Source organism: Pseudoxanthomonas sp. (assembly GCF_035999195.1).
Classification (GTDB): Bacteria; Pseudomonadota; Gammaproteobacteria; order Xanthomonadales; family Xanthomonadaceae; genus Pseudoxanthomonas_A.
Genome location: NZ_DASYGY010000009.1, coordinates 644,731 through 666,212, shown reverse-complemented (window position 1 = coordinate 666,212; position 21,482 = coordinate 644,731). Strand labels below are relative to the sequence as shown.

25 protein-coding genes and 1 tRNA gene are annotated in these 21,482 nt (G+C 67.9%); 15 read left to right on the top strand and 11 right to left on the bottom strand.

Translation table 11 applies throughout. The features are described 5' to 3' along the window. Positions 1-156: 156 nt before the first annotated feature. Complete coding sequence (locus VGN58_RS10290; protein ID WP_327483150.1) at positions 157-618, bottom strand: MarR family winged helix-turn-helix transcriptional regulator; 462 nt, start codon at positions 616-618, stop codon at positions 157-159. 82 nt (positions 619-700) lie between these two features. On the opposite strand from VGN58_RS10290, the gene VGN58_RS10285 reads away from it, so the two are divergent. Next, positions 701-1,609, top strand: coding sequence for an SDR family oxidoreductase (locus VGN58_RS10285; RefSeq protein ID WP_327483149.1), 909 nt, complete (start codon positions 701-703; stop codon positions 1,607-1,609). Between the two features lie 202 nt (positions 1,610-1,811). On the opposite strand, the gene VGN58_RS10280 is transcribed toward VGN58_RS10285, so the two are convergent. Next, positions 1,812-1,887 (bottom strand) — tRNA-Ala (locus VGN58_RS10280). Between the two features lie 17 nt (positions 1,888-1,904). Next, positions 1,905-3,014 carry a ribonuclease D gene (rnd, locus tag VGN58_RS10275; RefSeq protein WP_327483148.1) on the bottom strand — a complete coding sequence of 370 codons (1,110 nt, stop codon included), beginning with the start codon at positions 3,012-3,014 and terminating at the stop codon, positions 1,905-1,907. Positions 3,015-3,257: 243 nt separating this feature from the next. On the opposite strand from rnd, the gene VGN58_RS10270 reads away from it, so the two are divergent. The 7 genes from VGN58_RS10270 to VGN58_RS10240 all read left to right on the top strand — a co-directional run bounded on the left by VGN58_RS10270 (position 3,258) and on the right by VGN58_RS10240 (position 8,488). Next, the gene (locus VGN58_RS10270) at positions 3,258-4,988 is read left to right on the top strand and encodes a formylglycine-generating enzyme family protein (RefSeq protein ID WP_327484625.1); all 1,731 of its coding nucleotides are present in this window, start codon (positions 3,258-3,260) and stop codon (positions 4,986-4,988) included. A gap of 17 nt (positions 4,989-5,005) precedes the next feature. Further along, on the top strand, positions 5,006-5,908 hold the full coding sequence (locus VGN58_RS10265) for a M48 family metallopeptidase (protein ID WP_327483147.1): 903 nt from the start codon (positions 5,006-5,008) through the stop codon (positions 5,906-5,908). Then, the gene (locus tag VGN58_RS10260; RefSeq protein ID WP_327483146.1) at positions 5,905-6,450 is read left to right on the top strand and encodes an SRPBCC domain-containing protein; all 546 of its coding nucleotides are present in this window, start codon (positions 5,905-5,907) and stop codon (positions 6,448-6,450) included. Before VGN58_RS10265 ends, VGN58_RS10260 begins: the two co-directional genes overlap by 4 nt. Before the next feature lie 34 nt (positions 6,451-6,484). Beyond that, positions 6,485-6,724, top strand: coding sequence for a hypothetical protein (locus VGN58_RS10255; protein ID WP_327483145.1), 240 nt, complete (start codon positions 6,485-6,487; stop codon positions 6,722-6,724). Further along, positions 6,725-7,066: a hypothetical protein gene (locus VGN58_RS10250; protein WP_327483144.1), complete on the top strand. Its 342-nt coding sequence runs from the start codon at positions 6,725-6,727 to the stop codon at positions 7,064-7,066. Between the two features lie 119 nt (positions 7,067-7,185). Further along, complete coding sequence (locus tag VGN58_RS10245; RefSeq protein ID WP_327483143.1) at positions 7,186-7,518, top strand: VOC family protein; 333 nt, start codon at positions 7,186-7,188, stop codon at positions 7,516-7,518. Between the two features lie 526 nt (positions 7,519-8,044). Further along, the gene (locus tag VGN58_RS10240; RefSeq protein WP_327483142.1) at positions 8,045-8,488 is read left to right on the top strand and encodes a phage tail protein; all 444 of its coding nucleotides are present in this window, start codon (positions 8,045-8,047) and stop codon (positions 8,486-8,488) included. 224 nt (positions 8,489-8,712) lie between these two features. Here the strand turns inward: VGN58_RS10240 and VGN58_RS10235 are convergent, their stop codons facing one another. From VGN58_RS10235 to gluQRS, 6 genes are all read right to left on the bottom strand, one after another. Beyond that, positions 8,713-9,003 (bottom strand): hypothetical protein, encoded by a 291-nt coding sequence (locus tag VGN58_RS10235; protein ID WP_327483141.1) that lies wholly within the window; start codon positions 9,001-9,003, stop codon positions 8,713-8,715. Positions 9,004-9,092: 89 nt separating this feature from the next. Then, positions 9,093-9,263 (bottom strand): hypothetical protein, encoded by a 171-nt coding sequence (locus tag VGN58_RS10230; RefSeq protein WP_156383629.1) that lies wholly within the window; start codon positions 9,261-9,263, stop codon positions 9,093-9,095. Between the two features lie 67 nt (positions 9,264-9,330). After that, a complete protein-coding gene (phbB, locus tag VGN58_RS10225; protein WP_327483140.1) occupies positions 9,331-10,071 on the bottom strand; it encodes an acetoacetyl-CoA reductase in 741 nt (246 codons plus the stop codon). 74 nt (positions 10,072-10,145) lie between these two features. Further along, the gene (gene phaR, locus VGN58_RS10220; RefSeq protein ID WP_327483139.1) at positions 10,146-10,649 is read right to left on the bottom strand and encodes a polyhydroxyalkanoate synthesis repressor PhaR; all 504 of its coding nucleotides are present in this window, start codon (positions 10,647-10,649) and stop codon (positions 10,146-10,148) included. A 176-nt stretch (positions 10,650-10,825) separates the two neighbouring features. Next, the gene (locus VGN58_RS10215; RefSeq protein ID WP_327483138.1) at positions 10,826-11,566 is read right to left on the bottom strand and encodes a beta-ketoacyl-ACP reductase; all 741 of its coding nucleotides are present in this window, start codon (positions 11,564-11,566) and stop codon (positions 10,826-10,828) included. 44 nt (positions 11,567-11,610) lie between these two features. Further along, entirely contained in the window at positions 11,611-12,528 is a 918-nt protein-coding gene (gene gluQRS / locus VGN58_RS10210; RefSeq protein WP_327483137.1) for a tRNA glutamyl-Q(34) synthetase GluQRS, read from the bottom strand. A gap of 120 nt (positions 12,529-12,648) precedes the next feature. On the opposite strand from gluQRS, the gene htpX reads away from it, so the two are divergent. Next, positions 12,649-13,530 carry a protease HtpX gene (htpX, locus tag VGN58_RS10205; protein WP_327483136.1) on the top strand — a complete coding sequence of 294 codons (882 nt, stop codon included), beginning with the start codon at positions 12,649-12,651 and terminating at the stop codon, positions 13,528-13,530. 90 nt (positions 13,531-13,620) lie between these two features. On the opposite strand, the gene VGN58_RS10200 is transcribed toward htpX, so the two are convergent. Both VGN58_RS10200 and epmB read right to left on the bottom strand, forming a co-directional pair. Then, positions 13,621-15,696, bottom strand: coding sequence for an EAL domain-containing response regulator (locus tag VGN58_RS10200; protein WP_327483135.1), 2,076 nt, complete (start codon positions 15,694-15,696; stop codon positions 13,621-13,623). A 97-nt stretch (positions 15,697-15,793) separates the two neighbouring features. Next, positions 15,794-16,813, bottom strand: a complete 1,020-nt coding sequence (gene epmB, locus VGN58_RS10195; protein ID WP_327483134.1) for an EF-P beta-lysylation protein EpmB — start codon at positions 16,811-16,813, stop codon at positions 15,794-15,796. A 103-nt stretch (positions 16,814-16,916) separates the two neighbouring features. Here epmB and efp point away from each other — a divergent pair, with 103 nt between their 5' ends. The 6 genes from efp to VGN58_RS10165 all read left to right on the top strand — a co-directional run bounded on the left by efp (position 16,917) and on the right by VGN58_RS10165 (position 21,422). Next, positions 16,917-17,483 (top strand): elongation factor P, encoded by a 567-nt coding sequence (efp, locus tag VGN58_RS10190; RefSeq protein ID WP_327483133.1) that lies wholly within the window; start codon positions 16,917-16,919, stop codon positions 17,481-17,483. Then, positions 17,483-17,698, top strand: coding sequence for a hypothetical protein (locus tag VGN58_RS10185; RefSeq protein WP_327483132.1), 216 nt, complete (start codon positions 17,483-17,485; stop codon positions 17,696-17,698). Before efp ends, VGN58_RS10185 begins: the two co-directional genes overlap by 1 nt. A 6-nt stretch (positions 17,699-17,704) precedes the next feature. Then, positions 17,705-19,045 carry a TRZ/ATZ family hydrolase gene (locus VGN58_RS10180; RefSeq protein ID WP_327483131.1) on the top strand — a complete coding sequence of 447 codons (1,341 nt, stop codon included), beginning with the start codon at positions 17,705-17,707 and terminating at the stop codon, positions 19,043-19,045. A 117-nt stretch (positions 19,046-19,162) separates the two neighbouring features. Beyond that, positions 19,163-19,882 (top strand): bifunctional 2-polyprenyl-6-hydroxyphenol methylase/3-demethylubiquinol 3-O-methyltransferase UbiG, encoded by a 720-nt coding sequence (gene ubiG / locus VGN58_RS10175; RefSeq protein WP_327483130.1) that lies wholly within the window; start codon positions 19,163-19,165, stop codon positions 19,880-19,882. Continuing rightward, positions 19,879-20,574: a phosphoglycolate phosphatase gene (locus VGN58_RS10170; RefSeq protein ID WP_327483129.1), complete on the top strand. Its 696-nt coding sequence runs from the start codon at positions 19,879-19,881 to the stop codon at positions 20,572-20,574. The genes ubiG and VGN58_RS10170 overlap by 4 nt, the downstream gene beginning before the upstream one ends. A gap of 140 nt (positions 20,575-20,714) precedes the next feature. Beyond that, positions 20,715-21,422, top strand: coding sequence for a phytoene/squalene synthase family protein (locus tag VGN58_RS10165; RefSeq protein ID WP_327483128.1), 708 nt, complete (start codon positions 20,715-20,717; stop codon positions 21,420-21,422). Positions 21,423-21,482: the final 60 nt, after the last annotated feature.

Below are 21,482 nucleotides of genomic sequence, written 5' to 3'. Positions count from 1 at the left end.
TGCCGGCGGGTTTTTCTTTGAGCGCCTGCGGGGCAGCCTGTTGTGTCGCACAAATCACGTTGGGGTATCCCGTGGATCACAAAGACCCGCATGTACGCTGAAACGCCTAGATTCGGCTCCTCTTGCGGAGCGCACGTCACACGCTGACGATCTGCTTTATGTGCCGCGGCTCCGTAGCTCTTCTATGAGCTTGTCCAAGATCACGGCGAAAACGGCCCGTTCGGATGGCGAGAGGACTGAGAACAAGCTTGCGGCTGCAGCTTGATGGGTGTCCATGCCATCGCTCACTACGATTCGGCCTTGCTTCGTAAGTTCGACCAAGACTACACGCCGGTCATCAGGATCGTCTCGGCGCTGCACCAATCGCTGGGCTTCTAGGCCATCCACCATGACCGACACATTCTGGGCACTGACATTCAGAGTCTGGGTCAGCGCCCGGATGGACATCGAACCCTGCTCGTGCAGTGCCGCCAACAACCTGAGCCGGGGCGCGGAGATCCCGTCCGTTGGCAAGTTCCGTCCAATCCAGCGCGTGTACGCAGGCCCGAACGCTGCCAAGCGTTGCACTAGCCCAATGCCCTCAACAACGGATGCCTGTCCACGGTGTTCTTTCTTCATGCGTGAAGCGTAAACGCGAACGTCTTGACAGGCAATGTATTGTTAATCAATATGTTGATTAACAGCCTATTGAGAGATTGCCATGAGTAACGTTCTTATAGTCGGTGGCACGGGTCTTGTTGGCGGAATGACGGCGCGCTTGCTCGCGCGCTCGGGGCACCATGTGCGATGCATGGTTCGGAATGGGACTGACGACAGTTCTCTTCGCCGCGATGGTCTTGAAACAGTGCGAGGCGACATTACTCGCAGGGAGACATTACCGCCTGCGCTGGATGGGATGCACGCGGTCATCACCACCGCTTACGGGTATGCCCGCAGAAGGAAGGGAGACACGCTGGGCAGCGTAGATGATGTTGGCAACAGGCAACTGATCGACGCGGCGAATGCTGCGCAAATCCGTCGTTTCATTTTCACTAGCATCCTCACTGCAGACCAAGCGATATCAGTGCCCCACTTCCATCAGAAGGCCTTGACCGAGAGGTACCTTGAAGCCAGCGGTATGCCATTCGTTTCCTTGCGCCCGGGTGGCTTCTTGGATGCCCTGCTGAACATGAGCCTCAATGACCTAAATCGTGGTCGATTCCGTGCGATGGCCGACGTGGACGCACCTGCGTCAACCATTCTTTCCGAGGACGTGGCCCGGGCGCTGGCGCTCGCAGTCGATACGCCTGGCATAGATGGTCTTCGTATCGATCTGGGAATGAGCCAGCCTGTGACGCTCCGGCTGATCGTCGAAGAATTGTCGACGCTGGTCGGCCGCGAAATAAGCCTTTCAGAGGTGCCTCGCCCCATGCGTTCATTTATGTTCCGCATCATGGGCCTATTCAAGCCATTCCTTCGCGACGTCGGTGCTTCAATGGACTATGTCTCATCGGGCCGCTACATTGCAGACACCTCATTGCAAGCGAGGTTTTTCGGCCCCTTGCCGTCGTTGCGTGAATCGCTCGGGCGCTGGGCCAGCTCTGCAGGGCTTCTGACGGAGTCCATGTAAAATTCGATGGCCACCCCGGTGTCGCTCAAATTGCTAAAAGCTCTCGGAGGAGAGTCTTTGAGTCGTCAACAGGGTGGCAAGAGCTATAAATCCGTCGGCAGACCGCTCCGGTCGCTACAGCTTATGGCCCGCTGCGAGGCGAAGAGGACAAAGGACAGTTCCCCAAAAAAAAAAGCCCCGCCGAAGCGGGGCTTTCGGATATTGGTGGAGCCAGGGAGGATCGAACTCCCGACCTCGTCATTGCGAACGACGCGCTCTCCCAGCTGAGCTATGGCCCCACACGAGCGGCGCCATTCTAGCCCGCGGCGGACGCCGGTGCCAAGCCTGAACGGTCGAGGATCGGGTCCAGCACGGGGGCCAGTTCGCCGCGCCGCCAGCCGGACAATGCTGCGGGCCACTGGCCGGATTCCTGCAGGGCTTCCAGATAGCGACGCGAGGCGAGTACCCCGTCGGGCAGGCCGAGTTCCAGGCTGCGCGCCGACACCGCATCCTGCAGCCGCTTGACCTGCGCCTTGTCGCCATCGGTGGCGGCACGGGCCAGCGGCATGGACGCCTCATCGTCCAGCGGCGTGACGAACGCCTGCCAGACCGCATCGGCCAGCTTGCGCGGCGCCTTGGGATGGCTGTCGAACACGCGCAGCAGCGCGCCCTTGTCCTCGGGCGACGTGCGCGCCAGGGCCACCGCCAGTTCGTTGTCCAGGATCCAGCTGCGCGGCTTGTCGCTGGCGCGCGCCTGCGCCTCGCGCCAGCGCAGCAGGCGCACCAGCCGGCGCTGCTCATCGGCGTCGAGGAACTGCGCACTGCGCATCGACAGGTGCGGCCAGCGTTCGCCCTCGTCGTGCGCGGCGTTGTCGACGAACCGGGCGCAGTCCTCTTCGACCCAGGCCTGCCGCCCCTGGGCGGCCAGCTGCGCCTGCAGCGTGTCGTGGATGGCGAACAGGTAGCGCACGTCGTCGGCCGCGTAATGCAGCTGTGCGTCGCTCAAGGGACGGCGCATCCAGTCCGAGCGGGTCTCGCCCTTGGGCAGCACCACGCCGGTGACGCGCTCCACCAGCTTCTGGTACCCGATGCCCGCCGCGACGCCGGCGATGGCGGCGGCGATCTGCGTATCGAACAGCGGCGTCGGCAGCGCATCGCAGGCCACCTTGAACGTCACCAGGTCCTCGCTGGCACTGTGCATGACCTTGGTGATCGAGGTGTCCAGCAGCCATGGCCGCAGCGCATCGGTCATGCTTGGCGCCAGCGGGTCGACCAGCAGCACGTCGTCGTCGAGGGCGATCTGAACGAGCGCGAGCTGGGGCCAGAAGGTGCGCTCGCGGACGAATTCGGTATCCAGGCCGATCCGCGTGGGCCGGCGTTGCAGGTGCGCGTCCAGCGTGGCGGGGGTGTCGATCCAGTGGGGCACGTAATCTCCGCGTGATGCGTCGTTTGCTCAGTCAGGGGACAATAACCTAAGGTCCGGGCTCGGCCCGTCTCGTCTGCCGGTCTTGTCGGCCGGCATTCTCTCACGGGGGCGGTTGGCTCCCATCACGGAGGGTGTTTGCGCGCGCTTTTCGCCGTATTGTTGCTATCGCTTCCCTGGATCGCCGGTTGTTCGCGCGATGCGGCGGACACGGCCGACGCGGACGCAGGCGCCGATGCGATCCGCATGCCCAGCGTCACCGTCACCGGCGACGACAGCGCCGTGGACGAACTGACCTGGCGCCCGCCGAGCGTGGTGCTAGCGGAAGACGGCGTGGCCGACGCGCACGCGCGGGCGGCGACGGCGCTGTCCGAGGGGCGCCTGTTCGACGGCGCCGACGATGCCATCCCGCTCTATCTCGCCCTGCAGCGGCGCGACCCCGCCGATGCGCGCGCCAAGGCCGGCCTGGGCCGCAGCCTCGATCGCCTGCTCGACCAGGGCGCGCAGGCGCTGCGGCATGCCGAGGACCGCACCGAATCGCTGCGGCGCGCGCGCCAGATCGCCGCTGTGGCGCGGACCGTCGCGCCTGCCGACGCGGCGGTGAGCAGCTATCTGGCGCGGGTGGACGAGATCGACCAGCTCACGCGGCTGAACGTGGCCGCCGAGGGCGCCTTGCGCGAAGGCGCCCTCGGCGAAGCCGGCGGCGGTGCGCTTGCGGGTTTCCGCGAGGTGCTGAAGTGGAAGCCGGGCCAGGCGCGCGCCCGGCAGGGCGTCGCGGCGGTCGAGAGCGCGATGATCCGCCGCGCCGAGGAGGCCGCGTTGGCCAGCGATTTCACCACCGCACGTACCTGGCTGGACCATGCGGCGGACGCGCGCGAGGACGCGCAGACGGTGGCCGATGCCCGCGTGCGGGTGGAGGCCATCCGCCTGGCCCGCATCGTCGAACTGCGCGACGCCGGCGTGCGCGACATGGCCACGCCGCTGGGTCTGAAGGAGGCGCGCGTGAAGCTGGCCGAAGTGCTGCGCATCGCCGAGCCGGGCAACCGGGTGGCCGCCGACTTCCGCCAGCGCATCGACCTGGCCACGCATTACGGCCTGTTCCGGCCCGGGCAGGCGTTCACCGACGCCCTGCATCACGGCGGCCGCGGGCCCGAGATGGTGGTGGTGCCGCATGGCGGCTTCCTGATGGGCGCGGCGGAGGACGAGGCTGGCGCTTCCGATGCCGAAAAGCCTGCCCACTACGTGCGCTTCGACCGCGGCTTCGCCATGGCCCGGCACCCGGTGACGGTGGGCGAGTTCCGCCGGTTCGTCGAAGCCACCCAGTACCGTCCCCGCGCGACCCGCCGCGGGCACTCGATCGTCTACGACGAGCGCAGCGGCAACTTCGTGCGGCGCAGCGGGGTGGACTGGCAGTCGGACTACGCCGGCCAGCCCGCCAGCGACGACATGCCGGTGCTGCACGTCAGCGTGTACGACGCCGAAGCCTATGCCGAATGGCTGGCCGGGCAGACCGGCCACGGCTACCGCCTGCCCAGCGAGGCCGAATACGAATACGCCCAGCGCGCCGGCCAGCAAGGGCGCTATCCCTGGGGCAACGGCCAGCCGCCGCGGGGCGTGGCCAACCTGACCGGCGGCAACGACCGCTCGCCCAGCGGACGCAGCTGGAACAACGCCTTCGTCGGCTACGGCGACGGCTACTGGGGGCCGGCGCCGGTGGGCCGCTTCCGCGCCAATGCGTTCGGGCTGAAGGACCTGGAAGGCAACATCAGCGAGTGGGTGGGCGACTGCTGGCACGCCAGCTATCGGCGCGCGCCCGCGGACGGCGCGGCATGGTTCAATCCCGGCTGCCGCTCGCGCGTGGTGCGCGGCGGCTCGTGGGCCAGTTCCCCGGCCCAGGCGCGCGCCGCATGGCGTTCGTCGTCGGATTCGGATATGACTAATGCGCGGGTGGGCTTCCGCGTCGTTCGCGGCATCTAGCCGCCAGGGAGAGGGTGATGAGGCAAGATCCTTACGGGCGCGGGCAGGGCGGCGGACGGCGTGGCGGCGGGCTCGGCAACCTGCGCTGGCTCATCCTGCTGGGCTTCCTGGTCTACGGCGGCTGCTATTACCTCAACAACCGCGTGGTCGATCCCTACACCGGCGAGAAGGTGCTGATCGATGGCTCCATCGGCGTGGAGGAAGAGAAGGCCTTGGGCCTGCAGGCGTACGAGGAAATCCTGCAACAGGAGCGCCCGGTCGATCCGGATTCGCAGATCGCCCGGCAGGTGCGCGCCATCGCCCAGCGCCTGATCGCCAAGGTGCCCGAGGTGGAAGCGGCCATCGCGGCGGAGAAGGGCACGCAGCCCAGCGGCAACTGGAAGTCCTTCGACTGGGACGTCAACGTCATCCAGTCAGACCAGGCCAATGCCTTCTGCCTGCCCGGCGGCAAGATGGCGGTGTACACCGGTCTGATCCCGGTGGCGCAGAATGCCGACGCCGTGGCGGTGGTGATGGGCCACGAGATCGCCCACGCGCTACTGCGCCATGGTGCGCAGCGCATGTCGCAGCAGAAGCTCACCCAGATCGGCCAGATGGCCGGCGCGATGAGCGGCATGGATCCGCAACAGCAGCAGATGGTGATGGCGGCGATGGGGTACGGCTACCTGCTGCCGTATGCGCGCGAGCACGAAACGCAGGCCGACGAAGTGGGCCTGATGCTGGCCGCCGCTGCCTGCTTCAATCCCGAGGAAGCCGTGCCGCTGTGGCAGCGCATGAGCGAGGCCAGCGGTGGGCAGGCGCCGCCGGAGTTCTCGTCCACGCATCCCAATCCCGGCACGCGCATCCAGAACCTCACCGCGCTGATGCCGAAGGCGAAGGAGTATCGCGCCCGGTTCTGCCCGCAGGGTGCGGCACAGTGAGGCGGCTGCTTCGCGCGACGGTGCTGGCCACGGCGGCCGCGATGGCGCCCGCACACGCCGAGGTCAAGGACGCCACGCCGCAGGGCTTCACCCTGGAGAATTCGGTATGGGTGCCGGTCACGCCGCAGGTCGCCTATGCCGCGCTGGTGAACGATGTCGGCCGCTGGTGGCCGGCCGACCACACCTGGTGGGGCGATGCGTCGAAGCTGTCGATCAGCGACAAGGCCGGCGGATGTTTCTGCGAGATCGACGGCGCGCGGCAGGCCTGGCACATGACGGTGACCTTCACCGATCCCGGCAAGCTGCTGCGTATGACCGGTGGCCTCGGCCCGCTGCAGGGCATGGGGTTGGACGGCGCACTGGAATGGCGCTTCGCCGAGGAGAACGCCGGCACCCGCATCACGCTGTGGTACCGCGTCGGCGGCTATACGCCGGATGACATCGGCAAGTTCGCGCCCGTGGTCGACAAGGTTCAGGGGCAGCAGCTCGGCGGACTGGCCGCGTTCCTGCAGGCGCCGCCGGCATCGCCCCCTTCGCGTTGAGTTTCATCCCCTTCTTCAAGGAGCGCAGCACCGCATGAGCATTCGTCTGACGGAAAAAGACTCCGGCCGTACGCTGGGCACCATCTCGCAGGAAGACTTCCAGCTGCTGGCCGGCCATATGGAAGAGGAATCCTCGACCGACCAGGACTACTACGTGGAGCACACCGCGATCGACGCGCTGGAAGCGCTGGGCGCCAGCGCCGGCTTCGTCGCGTTGCTGCGGAATGCGGTGGGCGAGTCGGACGGCATCGATGTGGTGTGGGAAGCGGCGTAGGTGAGCGAAGCGCGGGCACGCCTGCTTCGGGAGCTTCTTCATTTCAGGCGCCCCATCGTTGACGTCGCACGTGATCTCTCGGTCTTTGGATGGGATTCCGAACAGGCGCTGGTCAGATTGCAGACAGTTCACGTTGTCGACGTGCTCACCCGTTTTCTTTCCGGAGAGATCGGGAGGGAAGACGTGGAAGATTGGGCGAATGCAATTGAATGCCGGGATGATGTCGATATCGTCCCGGATTCACAGGCCGCGATTGCGCTGAATGAATTGGCGAATCCTGTGCAGAGCCGTCCCCTCACCAAACAATCGGCGGTGGAGTGGATCGCGGCACTGAGTTCGTAAGGCGGTTGTAACCTTGGGTGCCCCTGTTCTGGTGAGGCCCCACAGATGCTGTGATGGGTATCGCTTCGCTCCACCCATCCTACGTAGAGCACATCCTCATGTCCCCACGCATCATCCCCATGCAACCCGTCCGCCATCTGCCGCGTGCGCTCGCGTTCTACGAAAAGCTCGGTTTCACCGTGGAGGAGCGCCGCGACGACTGGGGTTGGGCGAAGCTCCGTTGGGGCGAATGCCGGGTGATGCTGGACCAGTCGATCAACGTGAATCCGGATGCGCCGCGCGGCGCGGTGCTGTACCTGTATCCGGCCGATCTGGTCGCCTTTCACCGGCAGGCGCGCGAGAACGGCCTGGACGTGCCCGACCTCGAGATCACCTTCTACGGCATGCGCGAGTTCCGCATCGACGACCCGGATGGCAACCGCCTCTGGATCGGTCAGCAGGCGACGGAATAGGGCGTCGCACCATCGGGAGCGTGACGAACCGTCGTTCCGGTCTCACGCCCATTGGCGCGGATGGCATGCCGAATGCCATCGATGTCCCTCGGAGCTCCATCGATGATGCTCCGAGCCCCTCTCGTCTCACACGGAATACCAACGATCGGGCTCGGAAAGCCAGGGTATGGCCCTCGCAGCCCCATCGATCGCTTTACGAGCCCCGCGCATCTCACACTGAAAGCCATCGATGGGTTTCCGAATGCGATCGATGGCTTTCGGAATGTCATCCGTCTCACAGTACATCCCATCGATCGCGCTCCGAATGCCAAGGTATCGCCCTCGGATTCCCATCGACGGCTTTCCGGGCGCGACGCGTGGCATTCCAAGCCTTGCGCGAGGGATTACCGGCTCCATCGATGGGGCTCGACAGGCGATCTCGTCCCGCGAATCCGACCTTGCTGACCTCCGGCACGGCATCTCTGCGTTGGAAAAGACGTCGGTGGCATGCCAGCACCGGCTTCCCTCCCTCACATGGACCCTGCCCATGGCCGTACAGCGCGACCGTCCCTATGCCGGCATGAACTTCCACGTCGATCTTGGAACCGGGGAGGACGGCGCCCAGGGCGGTGTGTCCGAAGTGACCTTCCCCGATGCGCGGCTGCAGCTCAACGAATACCGCAACGGCAACGACAAGACCCTCGAGGGCGCCAAGCTATCTACGCTGACGCATTACGGACACTTGGTGCTGCGGCGGGGCGTGATCGGGTCGCTGGCCTGGTACCAGTGGTGGGACGAGGCGCGCAACGGCGGCGATGCGCGGCGCACGGTCAGCGTGACGCTGCTGGACGAACAGGGCAATCCGGCCATGCGCTGGCGCTTCCTGCGGGCCCGGCCCGCGGGCTACCTGACCTCGCCAATGGATGCGGCGCTGGGACAGACGCTGTTCGAGACGCTGGAGATCGCGTTCGACCGCTTCGAGGTGGAATGACGGTCAGTCCACCGGGTCGGGCGGCATGTCGCGCAGGTGGTCCAGTACCAAGCCGATGACCCGCCCCGGCAGCGCGCAGCCGATGGCCATTGCGGCGGAGGCCGGCTCCCTGACGGTCAGGTGGAACCGCCCAGCCCGGCGGCGATCGCCGGCCGCGGCAGCACGAGCAGCCGGCGCTTCGACCACAGGTCCGCCAGCAGGTGCGCGATCAGCTCCATCGGCGGTCAGCGCGCGGGAGGCGCGGGGCAGGGGGCGACCTCCACCGTTTCGTACATCTGCAGCGTCCATCCGCCGGGTTCGAGGCGATAGCGGCGCTGCGTCTGCGTGGCGCCGATGCACTGGACGAGCAGTACGGTGGAGCCGGGGCCCGCGGCCGCCAGGTCGAGCGGCTCGACGCAGCCGACCGCCGTGCATCGCGGCGTCGCCTGTCCGCTGGCCGTGGGCGTCGCGCATCCCGCCAGTGCAGGCAGGATCAGGACGGATGAGGACAACGCGAGCCTGACGAACGCTTGCATGCTTCCTCTCCTGCGTACCACGTAGCGTGGTACGGCGACGGTACGCCGCCGGCCTGTCCCGGGCAAGCCCGGGACGCGACCGGCAACGCTCAGAGCTTGCTGAAGAGCGTGGCGGCCACCAGCAGGCCGAAACCGGCGACCACCAGCCAGAACGCATGCGGGGCGAGCACCGGCACGTAGCCGAACTTCGCCGCGATGCCGCCACCGCCGAGCAGCAGCGCGATCAGCCAGACACCGAAGGTGGGAGGAGTGAGTTTCATCGGGAATCCTTGTCGAAGGTGCGTGTTGATTCGCAGGGAACGGGAAGACGGGGACGCGGCGCGCCGCTCAGAAACTCATGAACAGTCCGCCGTTGACCGGCAGGTTGGCGCCGGTGATGTAGCCGGCGTCGTCGGCGGTGAGGAAGGCGACCGCGCGCGCGATGTCGTCCGGCTGGCCGATGCGGCCGACCGGCACCGAGGCGACGGTGCGGTCGCGCACCTCGTCGGGCATGGCGCGCGTCATCGGCGTCTCAACGTAGCCGGGCGAGACGCTGTTGACGGTGACGCCCTTGCGCGCGACTTCGCGCGCCAGCGACATCGAGAAGCCATGCAGGCCGGCCTTGGCGGCGGCGTAGTTCACCTGGCCGAAGTTGCCGGTCTGGCCGCTGACCGAACTGATGTTGACGACCCGGCCGAAGCCGCGCGCCTGCATGCCGTCCACCGCGTGGCGGCAGAGATTGAACACGCTGTCCAAGTTCACCCCGATCACCGCGTCCCACTGCGCCTTGTCCATCTTGCGCAGGGTCGCGTCGCGGGTGATGCCGGCGTTGTTGACCAGGATGTCGAGCGCACCGTGGCGGGCTTCGACATCGCGCACGAACGTGGCGCAGGCGTCGAAGTCGGCCACGTCGACGGTGGCGGTTTCGATGTCCAGCGTGGCGGTCTGCGCACGGAAGTGTTCCAGCCGCTCCGGCGAGGCGGGCAGGTCGGCGGCGATCACCTTGCGGCCGGCCAGGGCCAGTGTCCGGCAGATCGCCAGCCCCAGCCCGCCCATGCCCCCGGTCACCACGGCAATGCGTTGCGTCATGCGGAATTCCTGTGTCTCGGCTCAAAAAAAGGCCCGCGCAACGGGGCGCGGGCCGGGTTTCACCACGTTCTGGATCAGCGCGCGCGCGTTTTCGGCGTCTCGCGCGGGGTTTCCTTCGGCTTGACCGTGGTCGGGCGGCCCATGCCCCCGGTCAGGTTGCGCTGGAATTCCTGCCACAGTTCCATGTTGCGCTCGGTCAGCTGGTTCATCATGGTCCACGGCGTCTGGCCGAGCAGGTTGCCCATCTGGCTGCGGAACTGCTGCTGCTGTTCCATGAACAACTGCATGCTGCGCTCCAGATAGTTGCCCATGAAGCCCTGCAGCGAGTCGCCGTAGAAGCGGATGATCTGGCTGAGCAACTGCGTGGACAGGATCGGCTCGCCGTCCTGTTCCTGTTCGCTGATGATCTGCAGCAGCACCGTGCGGGTCAGGTCGTCGCCGGTCTTGGCGTCGCGCACCTCGAAATCCTCGCCATCGACGATCAGCTGGCGCACGTCCTCGATGGTGATGTAGCTGGAGATCTCGGTGTCGTACAGGCGACGGTTGGGGTACTTCTTGATGATACGGATCGCAGCCATTGAGTCTTCGCTCTAAACGCGTATGACGGCAGCATGACGCAGCGCAACAGCGCTTGCAACAGGCCACAAGGCAGGGGCGCCCTGTTCAGCGAAGGAAACATGCTGCGCAGCATCGGAACGGACGACGCCCCTTGCGGGGCGTCGTGTGAGACATCATCGGGGCGAGGCGACGGGCCTCACCATCCCATGTGGTGGCCGCCGTTGATGTCGAGGTTGGAGCCGGTGATCCAGCTGGCCTGTTCGTCCACCAGGAACGCCACCGCGTAGGCGATCTCCTCCGGCTTGCCGAGGCGGCCGGTGGGGATGTCGGCGGCGATCTTGGCGCGCACCTCCTCCGGCACCGCCATCACCATGTCGGTGGCCACGTAGCCGGGCGACACCGTGTTGACGGTGATGCCGAGCTTGGCGTTCTCGCGCGCCAGCGAAATGGTGAAGCCGTGCATGCCGGCCTTGGCGGCGGCGTAGTTGGCCTGGCCGTACTGGCCCTTCAGGCCGTTGATCGAGCTGATCTGGATGATGCGGCCCCACTTGCGGTCGCGCATGCCTTCGATCACCGGGCGGGTGACGTTGAACACCGAGTTGAGGTTGGTGTTGATCACGTCGCCCCATTGCCCGGCGGACATCTTGTGGAAGGTGCCGTCGCGGGTGATGCCGGCATTGTTGACGAGCACTTCCACCGGGCCGAGCGTCTGCTCGACCTCCTTGACCATCGCCTCCGCTTCGTCCGGCGAGGTCACGTCGCCCTTGACCAGCGCGAAGTCGTAGCCGTCGGCCTTCATCTGCGCCTGCCACGCGCGCGCCTTCTCTTCGTTGCGGTAATTGGTGGCGACCTTGTGGCCCATGTCGGCCAGCTTCTTGCAGATGGCGGTACCGATACCTCCGGTGCCGCCGGTGACCAGGGCGACGCGCGATGTCATGTGGGGAATCTCCTTGGACCGTACAAGCCGACGGCCATCCGATTCTAGACAGCGCCCGCGACAGGATTGTTGTGCGTTGCAGCGAACGTCATTGACCTCACTTTCGGCAGGCGATCCGGGCGGAATTCCCGCATGGCGGACTGCAGGGCCGTGGCCACCGTCCGCGCCCCGTCGAGCGCCGCTGGCGGTTGCCCCAGGGCCTGCCACGCTGCCTTCAGGGCGGGCAGCGGCGCGTCGTCGTCGACGGGCAGGGCGGCCATCGACTTCGACAGTTTCTGCCCTTCGCCATCCACGATCAGCGGCAGGTGCAGGTACGCGGGCGTGGGCAGGCCGAGCGCACGCTGCAGCAGGATCTGCCGCGGCGTCGAGTCGAGCAGGTCGGCCCCGCGCACGACGTGCGTGATGCCCTGTGCCGCATCGTCGACGACCACCGCCAACTGGTAGGCCCAGAAGCCGTCGGCACGGCGCAGGACCACATCGCCGACCTCGCGGTCCACCTGCTGGACGACCTCGCCCTGCAGCCCATCCGCGAAGACCACACGGGTGCCGTCGGCCACGCGCAGGCGGACGGCGGGCGGCCGTGTGCGATCGTGCGCGACGCAGTCGCGATGGATGCCGCCACTGGCGGCCAGGTTGCTGCGGCTGCATCGGCACTCGAATGCGCTGCCGTCGCCCAACAGGCGCGCGAGGGCATCGGCATAAGCGGCATGGCGCGTGCTCTGCCAGACGACCGGTTCGTCGGAGACCAGGCCGAAGGCGGCCAGCGTCGCAAGCTGCTGCTGCGCGGCGCCCGGGACTTCACGCGGCGGGTCGAGGTCCTCCACCCGCACCAGCCACGTGCCGGCGTGATGGCGCGCCAGCAGCCAGCCGCCCAGTGCGGCGACCAGCGAGCCGAAGTGCAGCCGACCGGTGGGCGAGGGCGCGAAACGGCCGCGATACGGGGAGGGAACGCTGTCGCTCATTCGTCGGAGAGAAAGGAAAGCTGAACCACGCGGTCAGCAAGACGCTTGAATTCAAACGGGCACAACCGCAATTCTGCGGTCGTTACCGTCCGCACACCACACTTCCCGGAGATACCCGTCGTGTTCACGCGCGTTGCGTTGTTCCTCGCTACCAACCTGGCCGTCCTGGCCCTGGCCAGCGTCGTCATGTCCCTGCTGGGCGTCGATTCCAGCCAGATGGGCGGGCTGCTGGTGTTCGCGGCGATCTTCGGTTTCGGCGGCTCGCTGATCTCGCTGCTGACCTCCAAGTGGATGGCCAAGCGCGCCACCGGGGCGGTCGTCATCGAGCAGCCGCGCAACGATGCCGAACGCTGGCTGGTCGCCACCGTGCAGCGCCAGGCCCAGGCCGCCGGCATCGGCATGCCCGAGGTCGCCGTCTACGACGCCCCGGAGATCAACGCCTTCGCCACCGGCGCCAACCGCAACAATGCGCTGGTGGCGGTGTCCACCGGCCTGCTGCGCTCGATGACGCAGGACGAGGCCGAGGCCGTGCTGGGCCACGAGGTGGCCCACGTCGCCAACGGCGACATGGTGACCATGGCGCTGCTGCAGGGCGTGCTGAACACCTTCGTGATCGTGCTGGCGCGCGTGGTCGGCGGCATCGTCGACAGTTTCCTGTCCGGCAACCGCGAAGGCGAAAGCCGCGGGTTCGCCTACTACATCATCGTGATGGCGCTGGAGGTGGTGTTCGGCCTGTTCGCGACGATGATCGCGATGTGGTTCTCGCGTCGCCGCGAGTTCCGCGCCGACCACGGCGGTGCCACGCTGGCCGGCCGCCAGAAGATGATCGCCGCGCTCGAACGCCTCAGCCAGCAGCAGCGCCCGAGCACGCTGCCGGCGCAGGTGGAGGCGTTCGGCATCGCCGGCGGCATCGGCCACGGGATGAAGAAACTGTTCCTCAGCCATCCGCCACTGGAGGACCGCATCGCCGCCCTGCGCGCGCAGCAGGGCACGCTCGCCTGAGCGCGTTCCCGATGCACTGGAAGAAAACCCGCCGCAAGGCGGGTTTTCTGTTCCTTCTCCCCGCGAAATCGGGAAGAGGGGGAGCCTCCCTCAGCTGAAGTCGTAGTTCATCGCCGGGCCGGGTGCGGCCAGGAAGTTGCCTTCCACGTAGTCCAGGCTGGCGGTGAACAGGAAGGCCATGGTCGCCGCGTCCTGCACGTGTTCGGCCACCGTCAGGATGCCCAGTGCCTGCGCGCGCTCGGCGATCTCGCGGATCTTCTGCTGGTGTTCGGGGTTCTTGCCGAGGTCCTCGCTGAAGACGCGGTCGATCTTGAGGAAGGTCGGCTGGAAGTGCGACAGCAGCTGGAACGAGTCCAGGCCCGCGCCGAAATGCTCCAGGCCCACCTGGCAGCCCAGCCTGGCCGCGGCCGACTGGAACGCCTGCGCCTGCCGCAGGTGGGTGAACACCTTGGCTTCCGGCGTCTGCAGCCACAAGCGGTCGCCCGGCACATCGTGGGCGGCCAGCTGCGTGGCGATCACGTCGAGCAGGCGGTTGTCGGCGAACGAGGCCGGGCTGACCTTCACTACCAGGCGCGTGTCGTGGCCGGCGCGCTTGCGCTCGGCCAGCACCTCGATGGCGCGGTTGACCACCCAGCGGTCGATGGCGTCGAGCAGGCCATTGTCCTCGGCAATGCCGATGAAGGAGTGCGGCTGCACGATCTCGCCGTTGGATTCCAGTCGCAGCAGCGCTTCGTAGACTTCGCCCGGTTCGCCCTGCAGGCTGACCACGGGCTGGTAGTGGAGGCGGAAGCTGCCGTCCTGCAAGGCCGACTGCAGGCGCTGGATCCAGTTCTGCACGCGTTCTTCCTCGGCGCGGTCCACCGCGCCGGGGTCGAAGATCTCGATGCGGTTGCCGCCGAGGTTGGTCGCCGTCTGCAGGCCGTCGGTGGCGCGCGTCAGCACCGGGCCGACGCTGGCGATCTTCTCGCCGATCTGCACGCCGCCGATGCTGGCGGTGACCGAGGCCGAGCGCTCGCCGACGTTGAACACGTGCGAGGCGTAGGACGCGCGCAGCTTCTCGGCCAGCGTGGCGGTCTGCGCATGGTTGCCGCGCAGCAGCACGGCGAAGGTACGTTCGCCGAAGCGGGCCGCGATGGTGCCCGGATCGAGTTTCTCCGACAGGCGCGCGGCCAGCGCGGCGGCCAGGGCGTCGGCCGAGTCGATGCCGATCTCGGACAGCAGGCGCTGGTAGTGGTCGGGCTCGACCAGCAGCAGGGCGTACTGGTCTTCGCCGCGCGCGACCTGGGCCACCGCGTTCTCCAGCTCGCGCAGGAAGGTGGGCCGGTTGAGCAGGCCGGTGACCATGTCGCGCTGGCGCAGGTCTTCGACCTCGCGGGCGAGTTCGGGGTCGAACTCCTCGCGGCGGCGGAAGATCACCTGCACGCAGGACTCGCCCTCATAGGTGGCCGTGGCGAACTCCAGCGTGGCGGGGAAACTGTCGCCGTCCAGGCTGCGGGCTTCCAGCTCGAAGCGCGGCGGCGGCGGTTCGCCCTTGCTGAGCTTCTTCAGCAGGGCCTTGAAGTCGTTGACGTACTGCGGCCCCACCAGGTCCAGCAGCGACAGGCCTTCGACATCCTCGAACGACTCGAACCCGAACATCTCCAAGTAGGCGTCGTTGGCGCGGATGTGCATGCCTTCGTGGATGTAGGCGATGGGGTCGCGCGAGGACGAGATCAGCGCATCGCAACGGCGCTCGGTCTCGCGCATCTGGCTTTCCAGCCGGCGCTGCGAGCGGCGCGCGTCCAGGTCGGCCCATTCGCGGCGCAGCACCGTCAGCACGTGTTCGGGCCGCCCGCGCAGGGCGATGGCGCGCGCGCCGGCGGCCTGGTCGGCCAGCAGCTCGGCCTCGCTGATGGCATCGGCGAGCACGATCACCGGGATGTCCTTGCCGCTGGCGTCCACCTGGGACAGCACGGTGGCCAGCGGGATGCCCTTGGCCGTGCGCGAGGCGAGCAGCAGGTCCATCGGCTGCGCGGCGACCATCTGCCCCAGTTCCGCCGCATCGAGAGGCCGCAACGGGCGCACGGCGATGCCGCCGTTGCGCAGGGTGGAGACGATGGCCTCCGCGTCCTCGGCGCTGTCGTCCACCAGGGTCAGTCGTAGCGTGGTGTCTTTGCCGATCTGCATGCAGCGCGTCCGCGAGAGGTGCGGGTTTAATACCTGAACACGTGAGATGAGTCCAATGCAGCCGTCGCAGATGCGGACATGGCCGACGGCGCGCCGGTCAGAGCGGCCGCTTGCCCGTGTCGCCGGCCACCTCGCGCACCAGCCGCGGCACCAGGTAACCGGAGAGGCGGGCCGCCAGCGCCGCGTGCAGCGCCCGCGCCCGCGCATCGTCGACCTCGAAGTGGGCGGCACCGGCCACCCGGTCCAGCTGGTGCAGGTAGTAGGGCAGCACGCCGGCCGCGAAGCCGCGCTCGCTGAGCGCCGCGAGGGCGTCCACGTCGTCGTTCACGCCCCGCAGCAGTACCGCCTGGTTCAGCAGGTGGGCGCCGGCATCGCGCAGGCGCCGCAGCGCGGCATCCACCGTGCCGTCGAACTCGTTGGCATGGTTCGCGTGGATGACCACCGTGACCGGCCAGGGCACGCCGGCCAGCCAAGCGGTCAGGCCGTCGTCGATCCGCTCGGGCAGCACCACGGGCAGCCGGCTGTGGATGCGCAGGCGGCGCAGGTGCGGGATGCCGGCCAGCGCATCCGTCAGCTCGGCGAGCTTGCCGTTCGACAGCGACAGCGGGTCGCCGCCGGACAGCAGCACTTCCTCCACGCCGGCGTCGTCGCGGATCAGGTCCACGGCCTCGCGCCAGCCGTCGCGCGCGGCGGTTTCGTCGGCATAGGGGAAGTGGCGGCGGAAGCAGTAGCGGCAGTTGATCGCGCAGCTGCCGGTCGCCACCAGCAGGGCGCGGCCCCGGTACTTCTGGATGACGCCCGTGCCGGTGCGCGCGGCACCGTCGCCGACCGCATCCAGGCCGTAGCCGGGAACCGGCCGCATTTCGTCGTCCAGCGGCAGCACCTGGCGCAGCAGCGGGTCGTGCGGATCGCCGTGCCGCATGCGGGCCACGAAGCCGCGCGGCACGCGCAGCGGGAACTGCGCGGCGGCGGCGTCGGACACCCGTCCGGCCAGCGCCTCAAGCCCCAGCAGCGCCAGCAACTCGCGTGGATCGCGCACGGCGTCGCGCCAGGCCTGCTGCCAGCGCGACGTGGGCAGGGGGGCGGGCTGTCGGGGTCCGGGGGCTGCGGGTATCATGTCGGGCCTGAAAACAAGCACCCGCCGGGTCCGGCGGGTTTCCCCATTCTATCCGGCCGGCCGTCTTGCGCGGTGGGTCCGCCTCACCTCCAGGAGCTGCAGCATGGCCAGTTACGGCATGAACGACGTCAAGAACGGGATGAAGATCCTGATCAACAACGAACCGGCGATCATCACCGACACCGAGTACGTCAAGCCGGGCAAGGGCCAGGCCTTCACCCGCGTGAAGTACCGCCTCATCAAGAGCGGCCGCGTGCAGGAAATCACCATGAAGAGCACCGACTCGGTCGAGGCGGCGGACGTGGTGGACACCGACATGCAGTACCTCTACGCCGATGGCGAGTACTGGCATTTCATGCAGCAGGAGACCTTCGAGCAGGTGCAGGCCGACAAGGCCGGCATGGGCGGCGCCGAGAAGTGGCTGAAGGGCGAGGAAGACTGCGTGGTGACGCTGTGGAACGGCAACCCGATCCAGGTCACGCCGCCCAATTTCGTCGAGTTGAAGATCATCGAGACCGATCCGGGCGTGAAGGGCGACACCGCCGGTACCGGCGGCAAGCCGGCCACGCTGGAAACCGGCGCCGTGGTGCGCGTGCCGCTGTTCGTCGGCCAGGATGAAGTGATCAAGGTCGACACCCGCACCGGCGAATACGTCAGCCGTGTGAAGTGATGGGACAGCTCGCGCTCTACCTCGGCGTCTGGGCGGTCGGCGTGCTGATCGCCGGTCTGGGCGTGATGCTGTGCTGGAACGCCACCCTGCCGCGGCTGTTCCCGCAGGTACCGCGGCTGGGATACGGCCGCGCGCTGGCGCTGATGCTGCTGTGCTGGCTGCTGTTCGGCGCCGGTGCCTTCGGCATCACCTACACCCTGGGCTTCGGGATCTGACCCTGCATGACCGACACTGCGCCTGACACCTGCGACCTGTTGATCGAAGCCGGTTTCGTGGTGCCGGTCGTCCCGCACGGGGCGGTGCTGGAAAACCATGCGGTCGCCGTCACCGGTGGCCGCATCGTGGCCCTCCTGCCGCTGGCCGAGGCGCGCGCGCGCTTCGCGCCACGCGAGACCGTCTCGCGCCCCGACGCCGCGCTGATTCCCGGCCTGGTCAACGCGCACACCCACAACCCGATGACGCTGCTGCGTGGCGTGGCCGACGACCTGCCGCTGAAGGTCTGGCTGCAGGAGCACATCTGGCCCATCGAGGGCGCGGTGATCGGCCCGGACTTCGTCGCCGACGGCATCACCCTGGCGATCGCCGAGATGCTGCGCGGCGGCACCACCTGCGTCAACGAGAACTACTTCTTCCCCGACGTGCAGGCGGCGACCTACAAGCACCACGGGTTCCGCGCGCGGGTCGGCCTGCCGGTGATCGATTTCCCCACGGCATGGGCGGCGTCCGACGACGAGTACTTCGACAAGGCCGGCGAGGTGCACGACCAGTGGCGCGACGATGCCCTGATCGCCACCGCGTTCGCGCCGCACGCGCCCTATACGGTCAACGACGCCAATTTCGAGCGCGTGCGCATGCTGTCCGACCAGCTGGACGTGCCGGTGCACCTGCACCTGCACGAGACCGCGCAGGAAGTCGAGCAGTCGCTGGAGAAACACGGACAGCGCCCGATCGCGCGTCTGGACCGGCTGGGCCTGGTCAACGACCGCCTGATCGCCATCCACATGACCCAGCTGACCGAGGCGGAGATCCACCTCTGCGCCGAGCGCGGCGTCAGCGTGGTGCATTGCCCGGAATCGAACCTCAAGCTGGCCTCCGGCTTCTGCCCGGCCTGCGCGCTGGAACGCGCGGGCGTGACGCTGGCGGTCGGCACCGACGGCTGCGCGAGCAACAACGACCTGGACATGTTCAGCGAAACCCGCACGGCCGCGCTGCTGGCCAAGGCGGTGGCGCAGGATGCGGCGGCGCTGGACGCCTTCAGCGCCCTGCGCGCCGCCACGCTGGGTGGCGCGAAGGCGATCGGCTTCGACGACCGCATCGGCTCCATCGAGCCCGGCAAGCAAGCCGACCTGGTCTGCGTGGACCTGTCCGCGCTGGAGACGCAGCCGCTGCACCACGTGGTGTCCCAGCTGATCTACGCCACCGGCCGCCAGCAGGTCAGCGATGTGTGGATCGCCGGCAAGGCGAAGCTGCGGCAGCGGGTGCTGGTGGATATCGACATCGACGGCGTCCTCGCCAATGCGCGGCAGTGGCGCGAGCGGATCGCGGGCATTCGGCTGTCCTGATTGAGCCGTCATTCCCGCGAAGGCGGGAACCCAGGGCCTTGCGGGTCAGGCGCAGATTTGGACGGAAGTCACTGGGTTCCCGCCTACGCGGGAATGACGATCTGAGACAATGACGCCATGACGACCACGACTTCCCCCCGCGACGACAATTTCACCCAGGCCGAACTGGACAAGTTCGGTGCGCTGGCCAACCGCTGGTGGGACCCGGATGGTCCCCAGAAAGCCTTGCACGCGCTGAACCCCGTCCGCCTGGCCTACGTCCGCGACCGCGTGCGGCTCTCCGGCGCCGCCGCACTCGACGTCGGCTGCGGCGGCGGGCTGCTCAGCGAAGCGCTGGCGCGCGAGGGCGCCCAGGTCACCGCGATCGACCTGGCCCCGGAACTGGTGAAGGTCGGTCGACTGCACAAGCTGGAGTCGGGCGTGCAGGTGGACTATCAGCTGCGGTCGGTCGAATCGCTGGCCGAGGAGCGACCGGGCAGCTTCGACGTGGTCACCTGCATGGAGATGTTGGAACACGTGCCGGACCCGGCCTCGATCATCCGCGCCTGCCACACCCTGCTCAAGCCGGGCGGGCAGCTGTTCCTGTCCACGTTGAACCGCACGCCGGCGGCCTTCGCGCTGGCCATCGTCGGCGCCGAGTACATCGCGCGCCTGTTGCCGAAGGGCACGCACCACTACCAGGAATTCATCAAGCCGTCGGAACTGGCCGCGTGGCTGCGCGAGGCCGGCTTCCGGCTGCAGGACGTCACCGGCCTGGCCTACGAACCGTGGCGGCAGCGCGCGCGGCTGACCTCGCGTACCGACGTGAACTATCTGGCCAGCGCGGTGAAGCCGTGACCGCGACGGGATTCCCGCGCGCGGCGTTGTTCGACCTGGACGGCACGCTGCTCGACAGCGCGCCCGACATGCTGGCCACCGCCAACCGCATGCGTGCCTCGCGCGGTCTCGGTCCGATGACGCTCGACGGCCTGCGTCCCCACGTCTCGAAGGGCGCGCGCGCGATGCTGGCCGCGTCGTTCCCGTACATGGAACAGCAACCTCGCGAAGCGCTGGTGCCGGAGTTCCTGGCGATCTACCAGGAAGAGCTCGGCCGCCACAGCGTGCTGTTCGACGGCGTGGCGGAGATGCTCGATGCGCTCGAAGCGGCCGGCAGCACCTGGGGCATCGTCACCAACAAGCCGGAATACCTGGCGCGCGACATCCTGCCGCAACTCGGCTGGGAGACGCGTTGCGCCGTGCTGATCGGCGGCGACACGCTGGCGGAGAAGAAGCCGCATCCGCTGCCGTTGCAGGTCGCCGCCGAGCGCATCGGCATCGCCATCGCCGACTGCGTGTACGTGGGCGACGACGAGCGCGACATCCAGGCCGCCCATGCCGCCGGCATGCCGTCGATCGCGGCGCTGTGGGGATATCGGCAGGCGCATGAGGTCCCGGCGGAGTGGAGCGCGGACGTGATGTGCGAGACCGCGGGTGAATTGCAGCATGCTGCGGCGTGGCCTGGGAGCCGGCTTGTTGTAGGAGCGACGTAAGTCGCGACCGCACGGCTGCGGTTCCGGTCATTCCGCCGGCGCCCCCATCGTGTCATGGCCAGTCGCCCGAGGGTCCCGGCATCATGGTCGCGACTTACCAGTGCCGGCATGCCGGTACTACTCCTACAGAGTTCCATTGCATGTCCGACTCCGCCGCCCTCGACAGCTTCCTCGACAAATGGCGTGCACGCTGGCCCGAGTGGTCGGTCGCCGAGATCTTCGTGTCGCCCGAGCGCCGGGATATCGCGCAGGCGTGGTTCGCGTTGCTGCAGGAGTTCGATGACGTCCTGAACGTCAGCGGCGACCCGCTGCCGGCCGATGCCAAGCTGGCGTGGTGGGGCGAAGAACTGCGTGGCTGGAGTGCGCAGCGCTCGCGCCATCCGCTCGGCCGCCGGCTGGAACCGGTGCGCGCGCCGTGGGCGTCGTTGGCCGACGCGTTGCCGGTGCTGGCCGCCGCAAGAGAAACGCCGGCGGGCCGCGACGAGGCCTTCGCGGCGCTGGCGTCTTATGGCGCTGCGGTCTCCGCCGTGGAAGCCTACGTACTTGGTCGCGCGCCGGATCCTGAGACCGTCGTGGCGCAGGTGCTGGCCGCACGTCTGGCCGACGTGGGTACCGCCGCCGTGCCGGCGGCGTTCCGGCAGGCGGACGATGCGGCGTCCGTCCGGGGCTGGGCCACGGATGTCCTGCAGCGCTGGCCTGCATCGCGCCAGGGTGCGCGCGAGCGTCGTGTGCTCGCCGCGTATGCGCGGGGCAGGCTGGAGCGACTGTCGCGCACGGGAGCGCCCGCACCGCTGCCATCGCGCCCCGTTCTGCTGTTCACCGGCTGGCGTGCCGCGCGCGGCGACTGAAGGCCGCGCATATCGCTGCGATAGCCGCAGGAACGGGCCGTAACGGACTGTTTCATCGGG

Bases quoted from the DNA above. Each gene is read 5' to 3' on its own strand.
- ubiG (WP_327483130.1), top strand. From the start codon at position 19,163: ATGACGACCACGACTTCCCCCCGCGACGACAATTTCACCCAGGCCGAA.
- VGN58_RS10265 (WP_327483147.1), top strand. From the start codon at position 5,006: ATGAGGCAAGATCCTTACGGGCGCGGGCAGGGCGGCGGACGGCGTGGC.
- VGN58_RS10165 (WP_327483128.1), top strand. From the start codon at position 20,715: ATGTCCGACTCCGCCGCCCTCGACAGCTTCCTCGACAAATGGCGTGCA.
- gluQRS (WP_327483137.1), bottom strand. From the start codon at position 12,528: ATGAGCGACAGCGTTCCCTCCCCGTATCGCGGCCGTTTCGCGCCCTCG.
- VGN58_RS10230 (WP_156383629.1), bottom strand. From the start codon at position 9,263: ATGAAACTCACTCCTCCCACCTTCGGTGTCTGGCTGATCGCGCTGCTG.
- epmB (WP_327483134.1), bottom strand. From the start codon at position 16,813: ATGATACCCGCAGCCCCCGGACCCCGACAGCCCGCCCCCCTGCCCACG.
- phaR (WP_327483139.1), bottom strand. From the start codon at position 10,649: ATGGCTGCGATCCGTATCATCAAGAAGTACCCCAACCGTCGCCTGTAC.
- VGN58_RS10185 (WP_327483132.1), top strand. From the start codon at position 17,483: ATGGGACAGCTCGCGCTCTACCTCGGCGTCTGGGCGGTCGGCGTGCTG.
- VGN58_RS10215 (WP_327483138.1), bottom strand. From the start codon at position 11,566: ATGACATCGCGCGTCGCCCTGGTCACCGGCGGCACCGGAGGTATCGGT.
- VGN58_RS10240 (WP_327483142.1), top strand. From the start codon at position 8,045: ATGGCCGTACAGCGCGACCGTCCCTATGCCGGCATGAACTTCCACGTC.
- VGN58_RS10200 (WP_327483135.1), bottom strand. From the start codon at position 15,696: ATGCAGATCGGCAAAGACACCACGCTACGACTGACCCTGGTGGACGAC.
- phbB (WP_327483140.1), bottom strand. From the start codon at position 10,071: ATGACGCAACGCATTGCCGTGGTGACCGGGGGCATGGGCGGGCTGGGG.
- VGN58_RS10245 (WP_327483143.1), top strand. From the start codon at position 7,186: ATGCAACCCGTCCGCCATCTGCCGCGTGCGCTCGCGTTCTACGAAAAG.
- VGN58_RS10235 (WP_327483141.1), bottom strand. From the start codon at position 9,003: ATGCAAGCGTTCGTCAGGCTCGCGTTGTCCTCATCCGTCCTGATCCTG.
- VGN58_RS10285 (WP_327483149.1), top strand. From the start codon at position 701: ATGAGTAACGTTCTTATAGTCGGTGGCACGGGTCTTGTTGGCGGAATG.
- VGN58_RS10255 (WP_327483145.1), top strand. From the start codon at position 6,485: ATGAGCATTCGTCTGACGGAAAAAGACTCCGGCCGTACGCTGGGCACC.
- VGN58_RS10180 (WP_327483131.1), top strand. From the start codon at position 17,705: ATGACCGACACTGCGCCTGACACCTGCGACCTGTTGATCGAAGCCGGT.
- VGN58_RS10290 (WP_327483150.1), bottom strand. From the start codon at position 618: ATGAAGAAAGAACACCGTGGACAGGCATCCGTTGTTGAGGGCATTGGG.
- VGN58_RS10270 (WP_327484625.1), top strand. From the start codon at position 3,258: ATGCCCAGCGTCACCGTCACCGGCGACGACAGCGCCGTGGACGAACTG.
- efp (WP_327483133.1), top strand. From the start codon at position 16,917: ATGGCCAGTTACGGCATGAACGACGTCAAGAACGGGATGAAGATCCTG.